13 protein-coding genes are annotated in these 14,021 nt (G+C 60.7%); 4 read left to right on the forward strand and 9 right to left on the reverse strand.

All coding sequences use genetic code 11. From position 1 onward, the window contains the following. The first annotated feature begins 12 nt into the window (after nucleotides 1–12). Nucleotides 13–576 carry a L,D-transpeptidase family protein gene (locus QZY07_RS16570; RefSeq protein WP_295405125.1) on the forward strand — a complete coding sequence of 188 codons (564 nt, stop codon included), beginning with the start codon at nucleotides 13–15 and terminating at the stop codon, nucleotides 574–576. Nucleotides 577–580: 4 nt separating this feature from the next. Here QZY07_RS16570 and QZY07_RS16575 read toward each other — a convergent pair whose 3' ends face one another. Both QZY07_RS16575 and QZY07_RS16580 read right to left on the reverse strand, forming a co-directional pair. Beyond that, nucleotides 581–1,501: a 5'-nucleotidase gene (locus tag QZY07_RS16575; RefSeq protein WP_295405128.1), complete on the reverse strand. Its 921-nt coding sequence runs from the start codon at nucleotides 1,499–1,501 to the stop codon at nucleotides 581–583. Nucleotides 1,502–1,598: 97 nt separating this feature from the next. After that, nucleotides 1,599–2,078, reverse strand: a complete 480-nt coding sequence (locus QZY07_RS16580) for a hypothetical protein (protein ID WP_295405131.1) — start codon at nucleotides 2,076–2,078, stop codon at nucleotides 1,599–1,601. A 65-nt stretch (nucleotides 2,079–2,143) separates the two neighbouring features. Between QZY07_RS16580 and QZY07_RS16585 the strand changes: the two genes are divergently transcribed. From QZY07_RS16585 to QZY07_RS16595, 3 genes are all read left to right on the forward strand, one after another. Next, nucleotides 2,144–2,395 carry a type II toxin-antitoxin system prevent-host-death family antitoxin gene (locus QZY07_RS16585; RefSeq protein ID WP_295405132.1) on the forward strand — a complete coding sequence of 84 codons (252 nt, stop codon included), beginning with the start codon at nucleotides 2,144–2,146 and terminating at the stop codon, nucleotides 2,393–2,395. Next, nucleotides 2,382–2,717, forward strand: coding sequence for a type II toxin-antitoxin system RelE/ParE family toxin (locus QZY07_RS16590; protein ID WP_295405134.1), 336 nt, complete (start codon nucleotides 2,382–2,384; stop codon nucleotides 2,715–2,717). The genes QZY07_RS16585 and QZY07_RS16590 overlap by 14 nt, the downstream gene beginning before the upstream one ends. A 274-nt stretch (nucleotides 2,718–2,991) precedes the next feature. After that, on the forward strand, nucleotides 2,992–3,627 hold the full coding sequence (locus QZY07_RS16595; RefSeq protein ID WP_295405136.1) for a DUF3782 domain-containing protein: 636 nt from the start codon (nucleotides 2,992–2,994) through the stop codon (nucleotides 3,625–3,627). 155 nt (nucleotides 3,628–3,782) lie between these two features. Here QZY07_RS16595 and QZY07_RS16600 read toward each other — a convergent pair whose 3' ends face one another. The 7 genes from QZY07_RS16600 to QZY07_RS16630 form a co-directional block, all read right to left on the reverse strand. Continuing rightward, nucleotides 3,783–4,250, reverse strand: coding sequence for a hypothetical protein (locus tag QZY07_RS16600; RefSeq protein ID WP_295405154.1), 468 nt, complete (start codon nucleotides 4,248–4,250; stop codon nucleotides 3,783–3,785). A gap of 68 nt (nucleotides 4,251–4,318) precedes the next feature. Next, on the reverse strand, nucleotides 4,319–4,951 hold the full coding sequence (locus tag QZY07_RS16605) for a ParA family protein (RefSeq protein ID WP_295405139.1): 633 nt from the start codon (nucleotides 4,949–4,951) through the stop codon (nucleotides 4,319–4,321). A gap of 61 nt (nucleotides 4,952–5,012) precedes the next feature. Then, nucleotides 5,013–5,789 (reverse strand): hypothetical protein, encoded by a 777-nt coding sequence (locus tag QZY07_RS16610; RefSeq protein ID WP_295405142.1) that lies wholly within the window; start codon nucleotides 5,787–5,789, stop codon nucleotides 5,013–5,015. 294 nt (nucleotides 5,790–6,083) lie between these two features. Beyond that, entirely contained in the window at nucleotides 6,084–6,695 is a 612-nt protein-coding gene (locus QZY07_RS16615) for a hypothetical protein (protein WP_295405145.1), read from the reverse strand. Nucleotides 6,696–6,851: 156 nt separating this feature from the next. Then, nucleotides 6,852–10,748, reverse strand: coding sequence for an efflux RND transporter permease subunit (locus QZY07_RS16620; protein WP_295405148.1), 3,897 nt, complete (start codon nucleotides 10,746–10,748; stop codon nucleotides 6,852–6,854). Between the two features lie 70 nt (nucleotides 10,749–10,818). Beyond that, entirely contained in the window at nucleotides 10,819–11,985 is a 1,167-nt protein-coding gene (locus tag QZY07_RS16625) for an efflux RND transporter periplasmic adaptor subunit (RefSeq protein ID WP_295405149.1), read from the reverse strand. Nucleotides 11,986–12,743: 758 nt separating this feature from the next. Continuing rightward, nucleotides 12,744–13,832 (reverse strand): radical SAM protein, encoded by a 1,089-nt coding sequence (locus QZY07_RS16630; protein WP_363184377.1) that lies wholly within the window; start codon nucleotides 13,830–13,832, stop codon nucleotides 12,744–12,746. Between the last annotated feature and the right edge of the window lie 189 nt (nucleotides 13,833–14,021).

Below are 14,021 nucleotides of genomic sequence, written 5' to 3' on the forward strand. Positions count from 1 at the left end.
CGCGGGGATCGCATGGGAACGCGGCACGTTTTGTTGACGGCGTTTCTGCTCGCCATCCTGCTGGCGCCCACCGCGCCGGCGATGTCCTTCCTTCCCACCTTCGACCTTCCGCAATCCACGGCAAACAAACCGCCGGAATTTCGGCCGCCAAATCCCAGCATGGCTGATCGCGTAGTCGTGAAAAAGGCCGAGCGCCGTCTCTATCTCATGCGCGGCGATCAGCCGCTACGCACCTATCCAATCGCACTCGGCTTCCGCCCGGAAGGCCCCAAGCGGCTGGAAGGCGACGGCCGTACTCCCGAGGGGCGCTACGTCCTGGAGCGGCGCAATCCGCGCAGCAGCTACCGCAAATCGCTCCATCTCTCCTATCCCAATGCGCGAGATCGCCTGCGGGCACACACCCGGGGGGGCCGCCCGGGCGGCATGATCATGATCCACGGGCAACCGAATGCGCACGCCGGAGGAAGGCCAAGAGAAGGCGACTGGACGTTCGGCTGTATCGCCGTCTCCAACCCGGCGATCGACGAGATCTGGTCATTGACCGCCGATGGCACGCCGATCGAGATCCTGCCCTGATCGCCTAATCGTTCGCAACGCCGTGCGGGACATGTCCGGTCGCCACATGCAAACGCGCGGCGTCGCAATGCACGGACTGATCGTCGAAGAAAATATCGGCATCGAAGGCCGTCAGGAAGCGCGCCTTGCCGAGTCCCCCGAGAAAAAGCGCCTCGTCGATGCGAATGCCCCAGGCGCGCAGGGTACGGATCACCCGCTCATGCGAGGGCGCGCCGCGCGAGGTCACTAGCGCGGTTCTCAGGGGCGAGTCATCCGGCGGGAACAGTGCCTGGAGCTGATGAATCGCCACCAGCAAGCCCTTGAAGGGACCGCCGGGCAATGGCTCGTGAGCCGCCGCCGACTCGCTCGCGTTGAAGACCGCGAGCCCCTCCTGTCGATAGACGCGCTCCGCCTCGTCCGAAAAAAGGACGGCATCGCCGTCGAAGGCGATACGGACCCGCTCATCCTCATGTTCGGCGGTCGGCGGCGAGGACGGCAGCACCGTGGCCGCGGCACAGCCGGCATCCAGTGCCAGTCGCACATCCAGCGGGTCTGCGGATAAAAACAGATGCGCGCCAAAGGCGGCGACATAGCGGTAAGGACTCGCCCCGCCCGTGAAGGCCGCGCGGGCGATATCGAGCCCATGATGGTGGGCCGAGGTCAGCACCCGCAGACCGGTGTCCGAACTGTTGCGCGAGAGCAGAATCACTTCCACGCGCCCGCGCTCGCCCAAGGTCGCATTGAGGCTCATCAGTTTCTTGACCAGCGGAAAGGCTACGCCCGGCTCCAGGATGTCGCCCTCATGGGCCACCTGGTACTCGCGATAAGCGTCGACCCCCTGCGTCTCGAAAAGACGGTGCGATTCGCTCAGATCGAAGAGCGCGCGCGAGGAGATGGCGACGATCAGCCGCACGGTCTCGTGATCCAGACCAGCATCGCTCGACATTTTTCCCTTCACTGTTCGCCTGCGTTGTCTGATTTTCAGCCCACCAGGACATCCTGAGAATGACCCCTCGGCGGTCAGGCCGAGGAAGCCGACCGCCTCAGCGCATGAGCGCGCGTGATGGCGCGACGGCGACCCTGGACTCTGAACCGCGCAAGGCTCCGGGAGGCGCCACACGCCACGCGATCTGCCGCTCCCGCACCCCGGTCCAGACGCCCTCCCCCTGCCGGACCACCAGCGCCGAGCGCCCGGCGGCGAGCAGACGCGCCAGACAGGCCCCCTCCAACCGCACCGGAACGCCATAACGCGCCCCGCGCCGATTCGCCGTCAAGGGCTTAAGCGCCAGCAATGCCGGCAGTTCGCCCGGCGGATCATAGCACTCGGAATAGGCCCCCACCTGGAACAACAGCCGATCCTCTGGAAAGCGCTCGGCGAACCAACGGTCTTGACGCCGCGCGCTGCACGATGTAGCCAGCGTGGATGGGTAGAGTGACTGCGGCACGACGCTGAAGACTGGGCAGTGACGCTCGCCGGTCACGAAACCCATCGAACCGCTAGCGACCTTGCTGGCCCCTTTCATTCCTCGATTGAAAAAGCGCCTTATTTGGCACTATATTTGTAGCCAATACTATCCAGGAGCCGACCATGGACACAATCTACGCCGATTACTCCATCAGCATGTCCGAATTCAAACGCAACCCGGCGCAGGTGCTGCGTACCGCCGGTGAGAAGCCCGTGGCTGTGCTGAATCACAACCGTCCGGCCTTCTACATGATCACGCCAAAGCTCTTCGCGGCCATGGTAGAAGATCTGGTCGACCGCGATCTGGTGGAACTGGTGCGTCACCGTCTTGCGTATGAAGACGACGCCATCGAGGTCGACATTGACAAAATCTGACATCGATCAGGAAGCTTCTACCCGGTATCGGCTCAAGTTTGTGCCGCAGGCACTCGCCGAATGGGAGGCGCTCGATGGCAGCGTCAAGGAACCGCTTCGTCAAGCGATCAAGAAACGTCTGGCGCAGCCGCACGTACCAGGTTCAGAGTTACATGGCAGCTTGCGGGGCTGCTACAAAATTAAGCTGCGAAAACAAGGTTGGCGTCTCGTCTATCGCGTGAAGGACGATGTACTGATCGTTATGGTGATGGCGGTGGCCAAGCGTGAAGACAACGTGGCTTATCGGCTTGCCGTCGAACGCTTGGCCTCGGATCAGCGATGACTGTCCCCAAAAAATAATCCATTCCTTGGATTTCGATGGCATGACTTTTTGCTTAAGCTTGGCAGGATGCGGTTCCAACCGTCGGGTTTGGGTTTCGCGCTCGTTCGCGCGCGCCATGGAATCGACGCTGATGGACAAATCATGCACGTCCTTGGCGAGACTGAAAATCAGATAAAAGCCATCGGCCACCAGTACGATGGACGACGCGCGAAGCGATCCCTAGACTGGCGGCAGGGCATCCGCACCATCCACGACGCACACCGCGAGGAACACCATGAGCCTGGCCAATCCAACCCTGGAAGACGTGTGGCGATTGTTTGCCGAAACCGACCGCTTGATCAAGGAAAGATCGCAAGAAACCGAGCGCCAATTTCAAGAAACCGAGCGCCGGTTTCAGGAAACCGAACGCTTCATGAAAGAAAGCCGGCGGGAAACCGATCGCCAGTTTCAGGAAACCAACCGGATCGTTAAACAAGTGTCGAAAAACCTCGGCGAGTTGGGGAATCGGCTGGGCGAGTTCGTCGAGCACCTGGTCGCGCCCGCCGTCGTGCGGCTGTTCCGCGCCCAGGGCATCGAGGTGCATGCGGTCTATCCGGGCGTGTCGGCCAAGCGCAACGGGGAGGCGCTGGAAATCGATCTGCTGGTCGTCAACGATGGCGCCTTGGTCGGGGTGGAATGCAAAAGCAAGCTGACGGTCGAGCAGGTGGACGCGCATGTTGCGCGGTTGGAAAAGCTCAAGCGGGTGTTGCCGCTCTACAAGCATCATCGGGTCATGGGCGCGGTGGCGGGGATGGTGGTGACGGAGACCGTGGCCGAGTATGCGATGGCTCAGGGCCTCTATGTGCTCTGCCAGAACGGCGAACAGGTCGAGGTGCGCAACCCGGCGGAATTCGCGCCGGCGGTTTGGTAGCGCCATTCAGGCCAACAGCTTCATGCCGCCCTTACCTTCCTTGCCGGGAGAGAAGGCGAAACGGTCAGGCTCAAACGGAGAATTGCCGAGGCTACGCAACGCACGCTGACCCCGGCGCTTCGCGACGGAGGATCGCGATCGCGGGGCAACTGACGCTACCAGGGCATGAAGCGGTTCATGAATTGCGCGGGGCGGCTGATACTTTGATTCATGACCGCCATGTCGTCGCGCATGGAGGTGGTGGCAAGGGTCATGTTCTGCATCGAGCGATCCATGTTCTGGATGCTGGTCAGCATGGGTTCCAGCGTATTGACATCGCGCGCCATGGAATCGACGCTGACCGCCATGGCACGGACATTCCGGCTCATCTGGGCCATGTTGTCGGAGACCGACTGCATGTTGCTCGCCATCACCGTCATGTTGGTATCGACGCTGATGGACAGATAATGCACGTCCTTGGCGAGACTGAAAATCAGATAAAAGCCATAGGCCGCCAGAATGATGAAGGCGAACAGGCTCGGATAGACGATGAGTTCCCAGCGCTTGGCGCTGGTCTCGAACGCTTGGGAGAGCCGGTCGATGGCAAACGCATTCAGCCTGGAATCGGTTGCATCGGAATCCATGGTATCCAGATCGGATGCCCCTTTAGACAACGGATCGCCCGTTGGGATTTCAGTATTCATGAAGCCGCCTAGCTGACGAGATTCGGATAAAGAGCCGCCGCCAGGCCCATGAACTCGCGCGCGGCCTTGCCGCGCGAATCGAGTTCAAAGACCGCCAGTCCCTCGCTAAAGGAGCGGCGAAAGACGGTCCGCTGGGACAGGCGCGGTTTGATAAAGCGGATTCCAGGCAATGACACCAGGGCGGCGGCGGTTTCGTTGGTCTCCTGAACCGCGTGGTGGGTATCCCCCCGATTGATGAAACCAATGATGTCCAGAGGCGTTTCGCGTTGCACGCTCGCAATGAGTTGGATGTAACGCTGAGTCGACCAGAGATCTGCCTGGGAAGGCGGCACCGGCACCACCACCCGATCGCAGAGTGACAAGGCCAGGCGCATGCTCTCCATGTCCGAGGTGCCGACATCGATCAGGGTCTCGTCCGCGTCCCGCAGGCGATCCTCCGTCAAGACCGCTTGATCGAATACCCGCAGCGGCGGCGCGAAGCCTTCCTCCCTGCGCACCCCGACGACGTCGGACAAGGTGGCCTGCGGATCCACATCCGCCAGCATGACCTTGACCTCCGCCATCGCGAGCCAAACCGCGAGATTGAAGGTCAGGGTGCTTTTGCCCGAACCGCCTTTCAGACTGCCGACAATCGTAATCATGACAACGGATCCATCGGAGTGCCGACCCTGGGAGTTTTCGTCCCGTGACTGTCCAACCCGCTTATTGCCCCGGCTCCACCGGCGGCATCTCCAGGCGCGTATAACCCGCGGGCACGTTAAAGAGATCGTCCGGCTGCGCGCCGATCTGAATCTTGTCGAGCTCGCGCACATGGCCGCCGGGAAACTCCTCGCGCACCGAGAGTTTTAGCTCTGGATCGTACCACTGGAAGGTTCGAATCGGCTGCTGATTGGGGATGACGGTGGTCATTTCCCATTTTTCGACCCCGCGCCCGTCGATGGTCTCGGTGCCAAGCATGTGCAGTTCCATGGATTGGCCGTTCGGCATGAGATATTTCAGCGGCAGTCCACGCTGAACGTCGATCCACTGAGCGCCGGTGAGGGTCTTGCCCTCGTGCGTGACGGTCATCTCCCACTTGACCGCGGCGCGACCGGCAACCTCCTCTTCCCCGGCACGGCGACAATTCACCCCTTGCAGGCCCTCGCAGGGATTGGTTTCCGCGGATGGCGTCGGCAGGGGCGCCGGAGCGACGTCGCCCTCGGGAGCGGAGCGTTCCAGATAGTTTTTCTGGTCGGGAAAGAGAATCCACTCGATCCGGCGATTTTGGTCGTTGATCCGCACGATTTCGCGACCTTCCTGCGTCATCTCGATGCGGATCCGCCCATCGCCGACATACATCTTGCCCGTCGACGGAGAGGCATCCGGCCCACGGCTGACCATCTCGGCCGAGAACTGAACGCCGGCAATCTCCGCTTGAGCCGTGATCGCCAGGACAGATCCAAGGATCGCCGCGACCCGCATGTATTGCTGAATTTTCATCATATCTGTCCCCCTGCTCGTGATCGTTGATCGTTGATCGTGCTGATCGGATGTTTCAGTCCCTTCCTTCTGCAAACCTCGGCAAGTCCAGCGCGCGACGTCGAGGCGCATGGCGCGCTCGCTCGCGATGGCGCCAAACGCTAGTGCTTCGCTGCCCAAGTTCCGAGACCGGGGCCTCCTCGTTGTCGCTGTCGTTGTCGTCATCGAATATTCGCCATGTCGAGACCGCGATCACGACAACGACAACGACCTGGGACGGTCCTGGGACGGTCCTGGGACTTTCGTGCAGTTGCACTAGCGTTCAAACCAGGCGTCCGGCTCGACGGACTCGCGACGATCCGGCGCTCTCATGGAGTCGTACAAACCGGGTTGACGACTCGTCCCTGGTCGGGGCTCTAGCGGCCGAAACTCCGGCATTTGTCCCTTGCGTGCCTGCTCAGGCTCCGAGAGCGGCCTGAATCGATATTGAGCTTCACCATCAGAGGGTTGCCCATCGCCCTGCCCAGACCAGGAATCCCCACGGAAGCGATAGACCGGATCGTCGGCTCCCGATGTCTCACCTGGAAGCCCCCCCCGCACGTCATCGGTCACACCCTCTTGGCGAAATTCATACCGGCCGCCCGATTGCCCCCAGGGATCGAACGGCACGCCGGGATCGCCCGAACCGTCGCCGTGCTCTCCATCGTTGGACCAACCGCGTTCGGTTTGGCCGGCGGCATCGCTGCGGTTCCAGTCCGTCTCTCGATCCGACCAGGTATCCCGGTCGACTGACGGCGCCCCCCAGACCTGGCGATCATTGTCTCCCGACCGATTCCAGCGGCGGTCGGAGTCTGGTTGAGCATATACACCCCAGGCAACCAACAACCCGACGGCCACTACTCCGGCCTTGAACAGCTTGCGCTTCATGACTTCGCCTTCAATCCCTCTCGGGTCACACACCGGCTCCATCTTGGTCGGCAAGGGGCGCGTCATCGGTTGTCAAGCTCGTCCCGTGGGACGAAGCGGCGGTCCAATCCGCATCGCGTCGATCCGGATCGGGATGAGCGCGATCAACATCGCTCACTACCGCTGATCCGGATCCGTGTCATCCTCGATTTTTAAACGAATACCCCGTCGCGGCGATTTTTTCTGGGTCGATGCCGCCGGTTTCGGTTTCGCGTCCGGGTCGGCTCCCTTGCGCGAAGCCGCTGCTTTTTTGGCCACGGTCTTCCGGGGAGTCGCGACCTTTTTGCGTGTTGTCTCTGTTGATGTTGCGGCCCGATCCGTCGGCGTTGAGGCCATTGGCGGCAATTCGGCCACCTCCGTCACGATCTCCGCTCTGGTTTCCGGTTCGCGCCGGGTTGGAGCACCGGCCGTCGAACCGGAAGAGGGGCGCGACGACCCGGCACCCTTGCCCGACGGCAGACGACTCTTCACCGCCTCGAACAGCAGCAGAAAGATTCCGCGGATGGCATAGAACACCAGCACGAATACTTCGACGACCTGACCGAGCAGGCGGCTGGACCGGCCATCTCGCTTCGGTCGCGTCGGGGTGACCTGACCCGGCGCAATGTCATGACGGCAGGGAAGCATGGCGCCGGGCGGCGCGCTGGCGGCAGCCACCTCGCACATATCCTTGCTCGCCGCCACGCAACCGAGCGGGATCACGACCAGGGTCAGGACGGTCGAGACCAGAACCCCGGACAGGAGCGAGATCGCCATCCCCTGGAAAATCGGATCCGTGATGATGACACTCGAACCCGCCACCAGCGCAAACGCGGTGATGAGGATCGGCCGCGTGCGGATCTTGCAGGCCCGAATCATGGCCTCGTCCACCGCCACGCCCTTCTGGATCTCGTGAATCGCGAAATCCACCAGCAGGATCGAGTTACGCACGATGATGCCGGCCAGCGCGATCCAGCCGATCATGGAAGTCGCCGTAAACTCGCCGCCCATGCCCATCGCGAACATCAGCGAATGGGCCGGGATGATCCCGAGCAGGGTCAGGGGAATCGGCGCCATGATGACCAGCGGGATGCGGAAATTGCCGAACTCCCACACCACCAGGATATAGATCAGCACCAGCGCCACGGCAAAGGCCGCGCCCATGTCGCGGAAGGTTTCGTAGGTGACGGTCCACTCGCCCGCCCACTCCCAGGACATGCGGTTACTGTCCGGAGGCGGACCCAGCCAGAAGAAGGCATCGCCAAAACCGCCGCCCTCGGCGGGCTTGCTGCCATCCGGGGCGGTGTAATTCTGTGCCGCCAGCAGATCCTGGATTTGGAACATGGCGTAGACCGGGGCCGCCAGTCGTCCGCCCACGTCGGCGACGACATATTCGACCGGGCGCAGATCCTTATGGAAAATCAGATCCTCCTCCGCCGTTCGCTGGAATTGTCCCAGCTCGCTCAGCGGGACGGTCTGCCCCTGGCTCGACTGAATCGGCAGGTCGCCCAGGCGCTGAATCTGCGAACGCTCGGCCAGCGGCACCTGGAGCACGATCTGGATCGGCTCATGACCGCTCTGCCGCCCGGCCTGCTGCTTGATATCGCCCATGGGCGCGCCGCCCAGCGCCATGGACAGATTGCGGTTGATGGTGTCGACCGAAATCCCGCGCCGCACCGCCTTTTCGGTATCGACATCGAAACGCCAGTAGTCGAAGGCGTCGCGCAGATAATTATCCACATCGCGGGCACTCTCGGCCTGCTCGAAAAAGCCGGTGACATCGCGTGCGAATTGTCTGCGCATCTCCGGCGTCGGCCCATGGATCTCGGCCACCACGGACTGGAGGACCGGCGGACCCGGCGGCATTTCGACCACCGCGATCCTGGCGCCCGCGCTCTGTGCCAGATTGGCCAGCAGGTCGCGCGCTTCGGTGGCGATTTCATGACTGGTGCGCTCGCGGTCATGCTTATCGGTGAGTTGCACCTGCAATTCGCCGTTCCAGGGATCCGCGCGCAGATAGTAATGCCGGACCATGCCGTTGAAATCGAACGGGCGCGCGGTACCGGCATAGAGTTGAATAGCGATGACCTCGGGCAGCGATTGCAGCTTGTCGGCCATGCGGCGGGCCAGATTGGTGGTGACCGGCAGCGCGGTGCCCTCCGGCATGTCGATCACAACCGAAAATTCCGGCTTGTTGTCGAGCGGCATCATCTTGACCGCCACCCACTGGAAATAGAAAAACGAGCAGGCGAAGAGAAAGGAACCCCAGAGCACCAGACGAAACGTCCGACGCTTCCGGCGATCCTCGATCAGCGGCGTGAGGACACGCCGGAAAAACCGCTCCATGCGTTCCGCGCCCTTGTGTTCGCGCTTCTCGGCGGCCTTCAGATACCTCATCGAAGGACGCAGCCAGTTGGAGATCGCCAGATAGGGCGTGAACACGAAGGCGGCGAACAGCGAGATGAACATCGCCACCGAACCCAGCACCGGGATGGGCGCCATATAGGGCCCCATCATGCCGCTCACAAATCCCATGGGAAGCAGCGCCGCGATCACGGTGAAGGTCGCCAGGATGGTCGGATTGCCGACCTCGCGCACCGCGTCGACCGCCGTGTCCTCGTCGGTATGGCCCTCTTCGAGCCAGCGCCGATAGATATTCTCGATGACGACGATGGCATCGTCGACCAGGATGCCGATGGAGAAGATGAGCGCGAACAGGCTGACGCGGTCGATGGTGAAATTGCCCACCCACGCCACGAACACCGTCATGAAGAGCACGACCGGAATCACCAGCATGACGACGATGGCCGGGCGCAGCGCGCGGAACGCCAACAGCACCAGGACCACCACGAAGGAGGTCGCCTTGATCAACTTGAGGATGAGTTCCGAGACCTTCTGATCGGCGGATTCGCCATAGTTGCGGGTGACGCTGACCTCGACATTGTCCGGAATCCGGGAACCCTTGAGACCCTCCATCTGATCGAGGATGGCCTGCGCCACGGTCACGCCATTGGTCAGTTCCTTCTTCGCGATCGCGATGGTGACGGCGGGACGGCCATCGGCCCGCGTCTCGCTGTCCGCCGCCGGCCCGGTGTAATAGGCCACCAGTTGGGACGCATCCTCGGGCCCCAGCTTGACATCGGCCACATCGCGCAGATAGACGGGCATCCCGTTAAAGGTGCCGACCACCAGCCGGCTGATGTCCTCGACACCGGTCAAAAAGGCGCCAGTCGTCACCATGAAATGCGAGCCGCTCGCCTCGACGCCGCCCGCCGTGGTTTCGGCATTGGCGCTTTTCAGCGTCTGAGCCACCTGATCGAGACTAATCTGATACCCGGACAGACGCTCGGGAGAGACATCGATGGTGACCTGCTCCCGGCGCCCGCCGACGATGAAGGCGTTACCCGTGTTCTTGACCTGCTTGATGGCCTGAAGCATGTCCTGGGCCAGCAGACGCAATTGACCATCGTCGACATCGGGTGCTCCATCGCCGTCCAGATCCTTGGACCAGAGTGTCAAGGTGACGATGGGCACGTCGTCGATGCCCTTGCTCTTGACCAGCGGCGGCATGACCCCCGGCGGAATCTTGTCCATGTTCGAGGACAGCTTGTCGTTCACCTTGACGAGCGACGGCCCCATTTTCTCGCCAACGTCGAACTCGATGGTGACGATGCCCTGACCGCGCTGCGAGGCGGAGTAGACATGTTTGACGCCAGGAATTTCGCTCATGATCCGTTCGAGCGGCTGGGTCGCGAGATTCGCCACCTGCTGGGAGGAGGCGCCCGGATATTGCACCATGATGTCGATCATGGGCACCGAGATCTGCGGGTCTTCCTGACGTGGCGTCATGAGCAGACCCAGCATGCCCATCATGAGCATGGCGACATAAAACAGCGGCGACAGGGGCGAGCGGATGAAAAACTTGGCGGTCCGCCCGGCGATGCCTAGATAGTCGTCATCCATGTTGAGCGCGGTCGAAGGTGTCGACGGATGCGGATTGTCGTGTGGCGATGGAGAAATGTTGTCTTGGCGCATATCGAATCCAGGTTATCCGGGCCTTCGCCGCGCGACCGCGGCATGAAATCCAAGGGACGGGCGCGGGTTCCTAGCGATCCGCGGCGGAACCCCTGGCCCAACCCGCGGTGACCTGTGGCCCCGGATTGACGAGCACCCGCTCGCCCGCCTTCAGACCGCTCAAGACGGTGATCAAACCGCCGCTCAGTTCCTCCCCGACCCGGATCAACCGCAATTGCGGAGCGCCGCGATCATTGAGGACATAGACCCCCGGCAGACTGCCGTTATAGCGGACGGCGCTGGCTGGAATCACCGGATTGGCACGGGTCGGGGCGCTGAGGTCAGGTACCAGCAACTTGGCGTACATGCCCGGCTCGGAGACCCCTTGGGGTAGATCGAATTTGATCTTGATGGTGTGACGCTGCGGATCGGCCATGGGGTAAATCTGCGCGACCCGCACCGGTACCCGTCGACTGGAGGGATCGAGTTCGGCCTGAACCATCTGCCCTTCCTTCAAACCAGGGCGCAGTCTGGCGGGGATATCGACCTCGACCTGAAGATACTCGACATCGGCGAAGTTCAGCAACGGCTGACCCGGCTGCACCGTGTCGCCCACCTCGACGAATTTTTTGACGATCACCCCCGTGAACGGCGCGATACTGCGGGCATCGCGGATCTTCGCATCCAGCGCCTGCAACTCCGCCTGCAATCTCAACAAGGCGTTCTGCGCCTCCTGGATCTGGGTTCCGGACGAAAACAAGTCGGCGGAACGCTCCGCGCCGCGATCGCGGTCGCCGACGAAACCCTCGACCGGACGCGTGAACATCTGATCGAACAGATTCGGCAACCCCATGCCGCCAGGCGCATTGCGCGACTGTGGCGAATGAATTTCACGGCTGTACTGGACGCCGGCGTTGCGCAGTTGAGCATCCGCGCTCGCCATCTGCGCCAGCAGCGCGCGCCGGTTGGCCAGCAGTTCCTCGTCGCCGATGGCCACCAGCAGCTTGCTTTCCTCGAAGGAATCTCCCTCGCGGCCCACGATAAAGGTCACTCGTCCAGGAAGCTGGGCCGCCAGGGTCACCTCTTTATAGGGGACGACCGTGCCGCCCAGCGAGATCGTGGGCGCGCCCTGCGCCTGCTGAACCACGAAGGATTCGCCAACCTCCTCGCCGGCCAGCCTCTGGGCAATCTCGTCGGCCGTGCTCGGCAATGCCAGAACAACGAGGGCGAGCAGGGAAGCGGCGGACGCGATTTTCATCTGTATTCCCATCGGATTGCACACCAAACGCTGTATTTTTGAGTGGAAATGCCCGACACGCTTCACCACGGCCGGACCTAAAGTTCAGTGACACTCGATATCGGCTCTCGACGAAGCCCCCTCGTCCACCGTCAGTTCCGAGGCGAGAGACGGAATCCTTCGAGGTTGAGATCGCCGAGGGCGCCGCCTCATCAAGTTGCCCGGACATTATGGTTATTCTCAATCGGCGCAGTGGTGCAGTATGCCTTCAGCACCATTCGACATTCAAGCCAAGCCACTCCTTCAACGGACAGCGCACCGGATTCAGCGCCATAAAACCAAATGACGAACCCGCGCGCGCCAGGTTTCTCGATCGCACAGTCGATAACGAAACCAGCCTGACGGTTGTCTGGCCGAGTTTGCCGCGCAACATGGATTTCAGGCGTGTTTGTTGAGTAGGACCCAGTCGGTCGCCGAGATCACGGAAGGGGAGTTTGGGGTTGTCAAAAACGCCTCTATAGCGGTTTTCGTGATGGGGTATCGAGGAGCAATACCAATCGCTCAAGTCCAACGCAGCCCTCGCCAAATCACCGACGGACGGTGCGGACACAGTACAATCACGTTTTCCTAATCGATCTACGCCGTCTTCAAGCTCGAATGCCTCAAGCGGGTCCACAAACTCAAACCCTTCGCGCTACGCGCGAAGCTCTCTATCGAGGCGCTTCAGCAGGCCTTCGGCGAACTCGGGCGCCTGAAGGCGGCTGTGTAGGCTTCAGATGCTAACCACCACGAGACCGGAGGAGACGCTTGCCCATAGTGAATTTGTCCTTGAGGGTCTTCTGAGAGAGGCACGTCACCAAACAGAGTTGCTCGCATTGCACGGTCTGCCGCCGCACTTCTTGGGCCTTTTGGCCGTACCAGATATCCCGAGCGGACTGATCGCGCAGATTTCCAACCGAGGCGAATCCATGGTGACACAATTCGACGCTTCCCGTAGGACGAATGAAAAAATTCCGAGCACCAACGCGGCAAGGCAGAGTGTCCCTAGGTGCCTTTTTTTCTCTGAAATGGTCGGGGATCAGCTTAAGAATTTTCGGTGGCGTGAGGATGGGTTCGCCACTGCCCGCCATCTCGACTAGATGATCGATGACATTCTCAAGTTCCGGTAGATCCCTTTCCTCTATCCACAAATCGTCGGTCGTCTCCTGTGTCCACTTATTCATCGGCTGCGGGTACACGCAGCTCGCGCCAATCTTCTTCGTCCAATCCACCATCTCAGGAAGATATCTGAAGTTCTTCGCATTAACAGTCGGTTTGATAATGATTGGAAATTTAGCGCCCTGGCGTTCACGCTCTTGGACTAGATTTCTAATACCTGCGCTGAGTCGGTCGAACAAGCCAGGAGACCCCCGCAGATAATCGTGTACTTCTGCGATTGGTGCGTCCACCGAAACGTTGACATTGAACGGACGCGCCGCAACAACCTTTTCCGCATTGCGCAGGGTCAAGGCCGAGCCGTTAGTCGTCACGCCCGAAGAGATATTATTCTCGGCACACCAGAGAAGAAGATCCATGAAACCAACCTTGATAAATGGCTCTCCCCCACTAAAACTGATGGAATAGTTGCCTACGAAGTCCTTTATACTGAGGAGAGCACGCTTCCACTCGTCGATGCTCATCTCATTGTATTCTTTGAGCCGCCAGTAGTCGCAGTAAAGGCATTTCGCGTTGCATCGCTCATTGACGAGCGCGGAGAAAGACACGGGCTTTGTCAAATCTAGGCCAGTTTTAAGATATACTTCCTCGCCGAACGAACTCAGAGCGTGATTCCAAGCCAAGCTACTTAGCCGTTGCAGATCCATAAACATTTCCACCTTGGAGCAATAATGAAATATTTCAGCACTATGGATGTGCTGACTAATTCTACTTTGTTAGCTTGACATAAGCTTATGATTTGCCAATATTATTTTCAGGGCAAAATTATATTTGGAAATAGCAGATCATGGCTAACGCGATTGGTAGCGAAACCGATGCTCTGTTAAAAAACATGGTTGGTA

The organism is uncultured Thiocystis sp. (genome assembly GCF_903866365.1).
Classification (GTDB): domain Bacteria; phylum Pseudomonadota; class Gammaproteobacteria; order Chromatiales; family Chromatiaceae; genus Chromatium.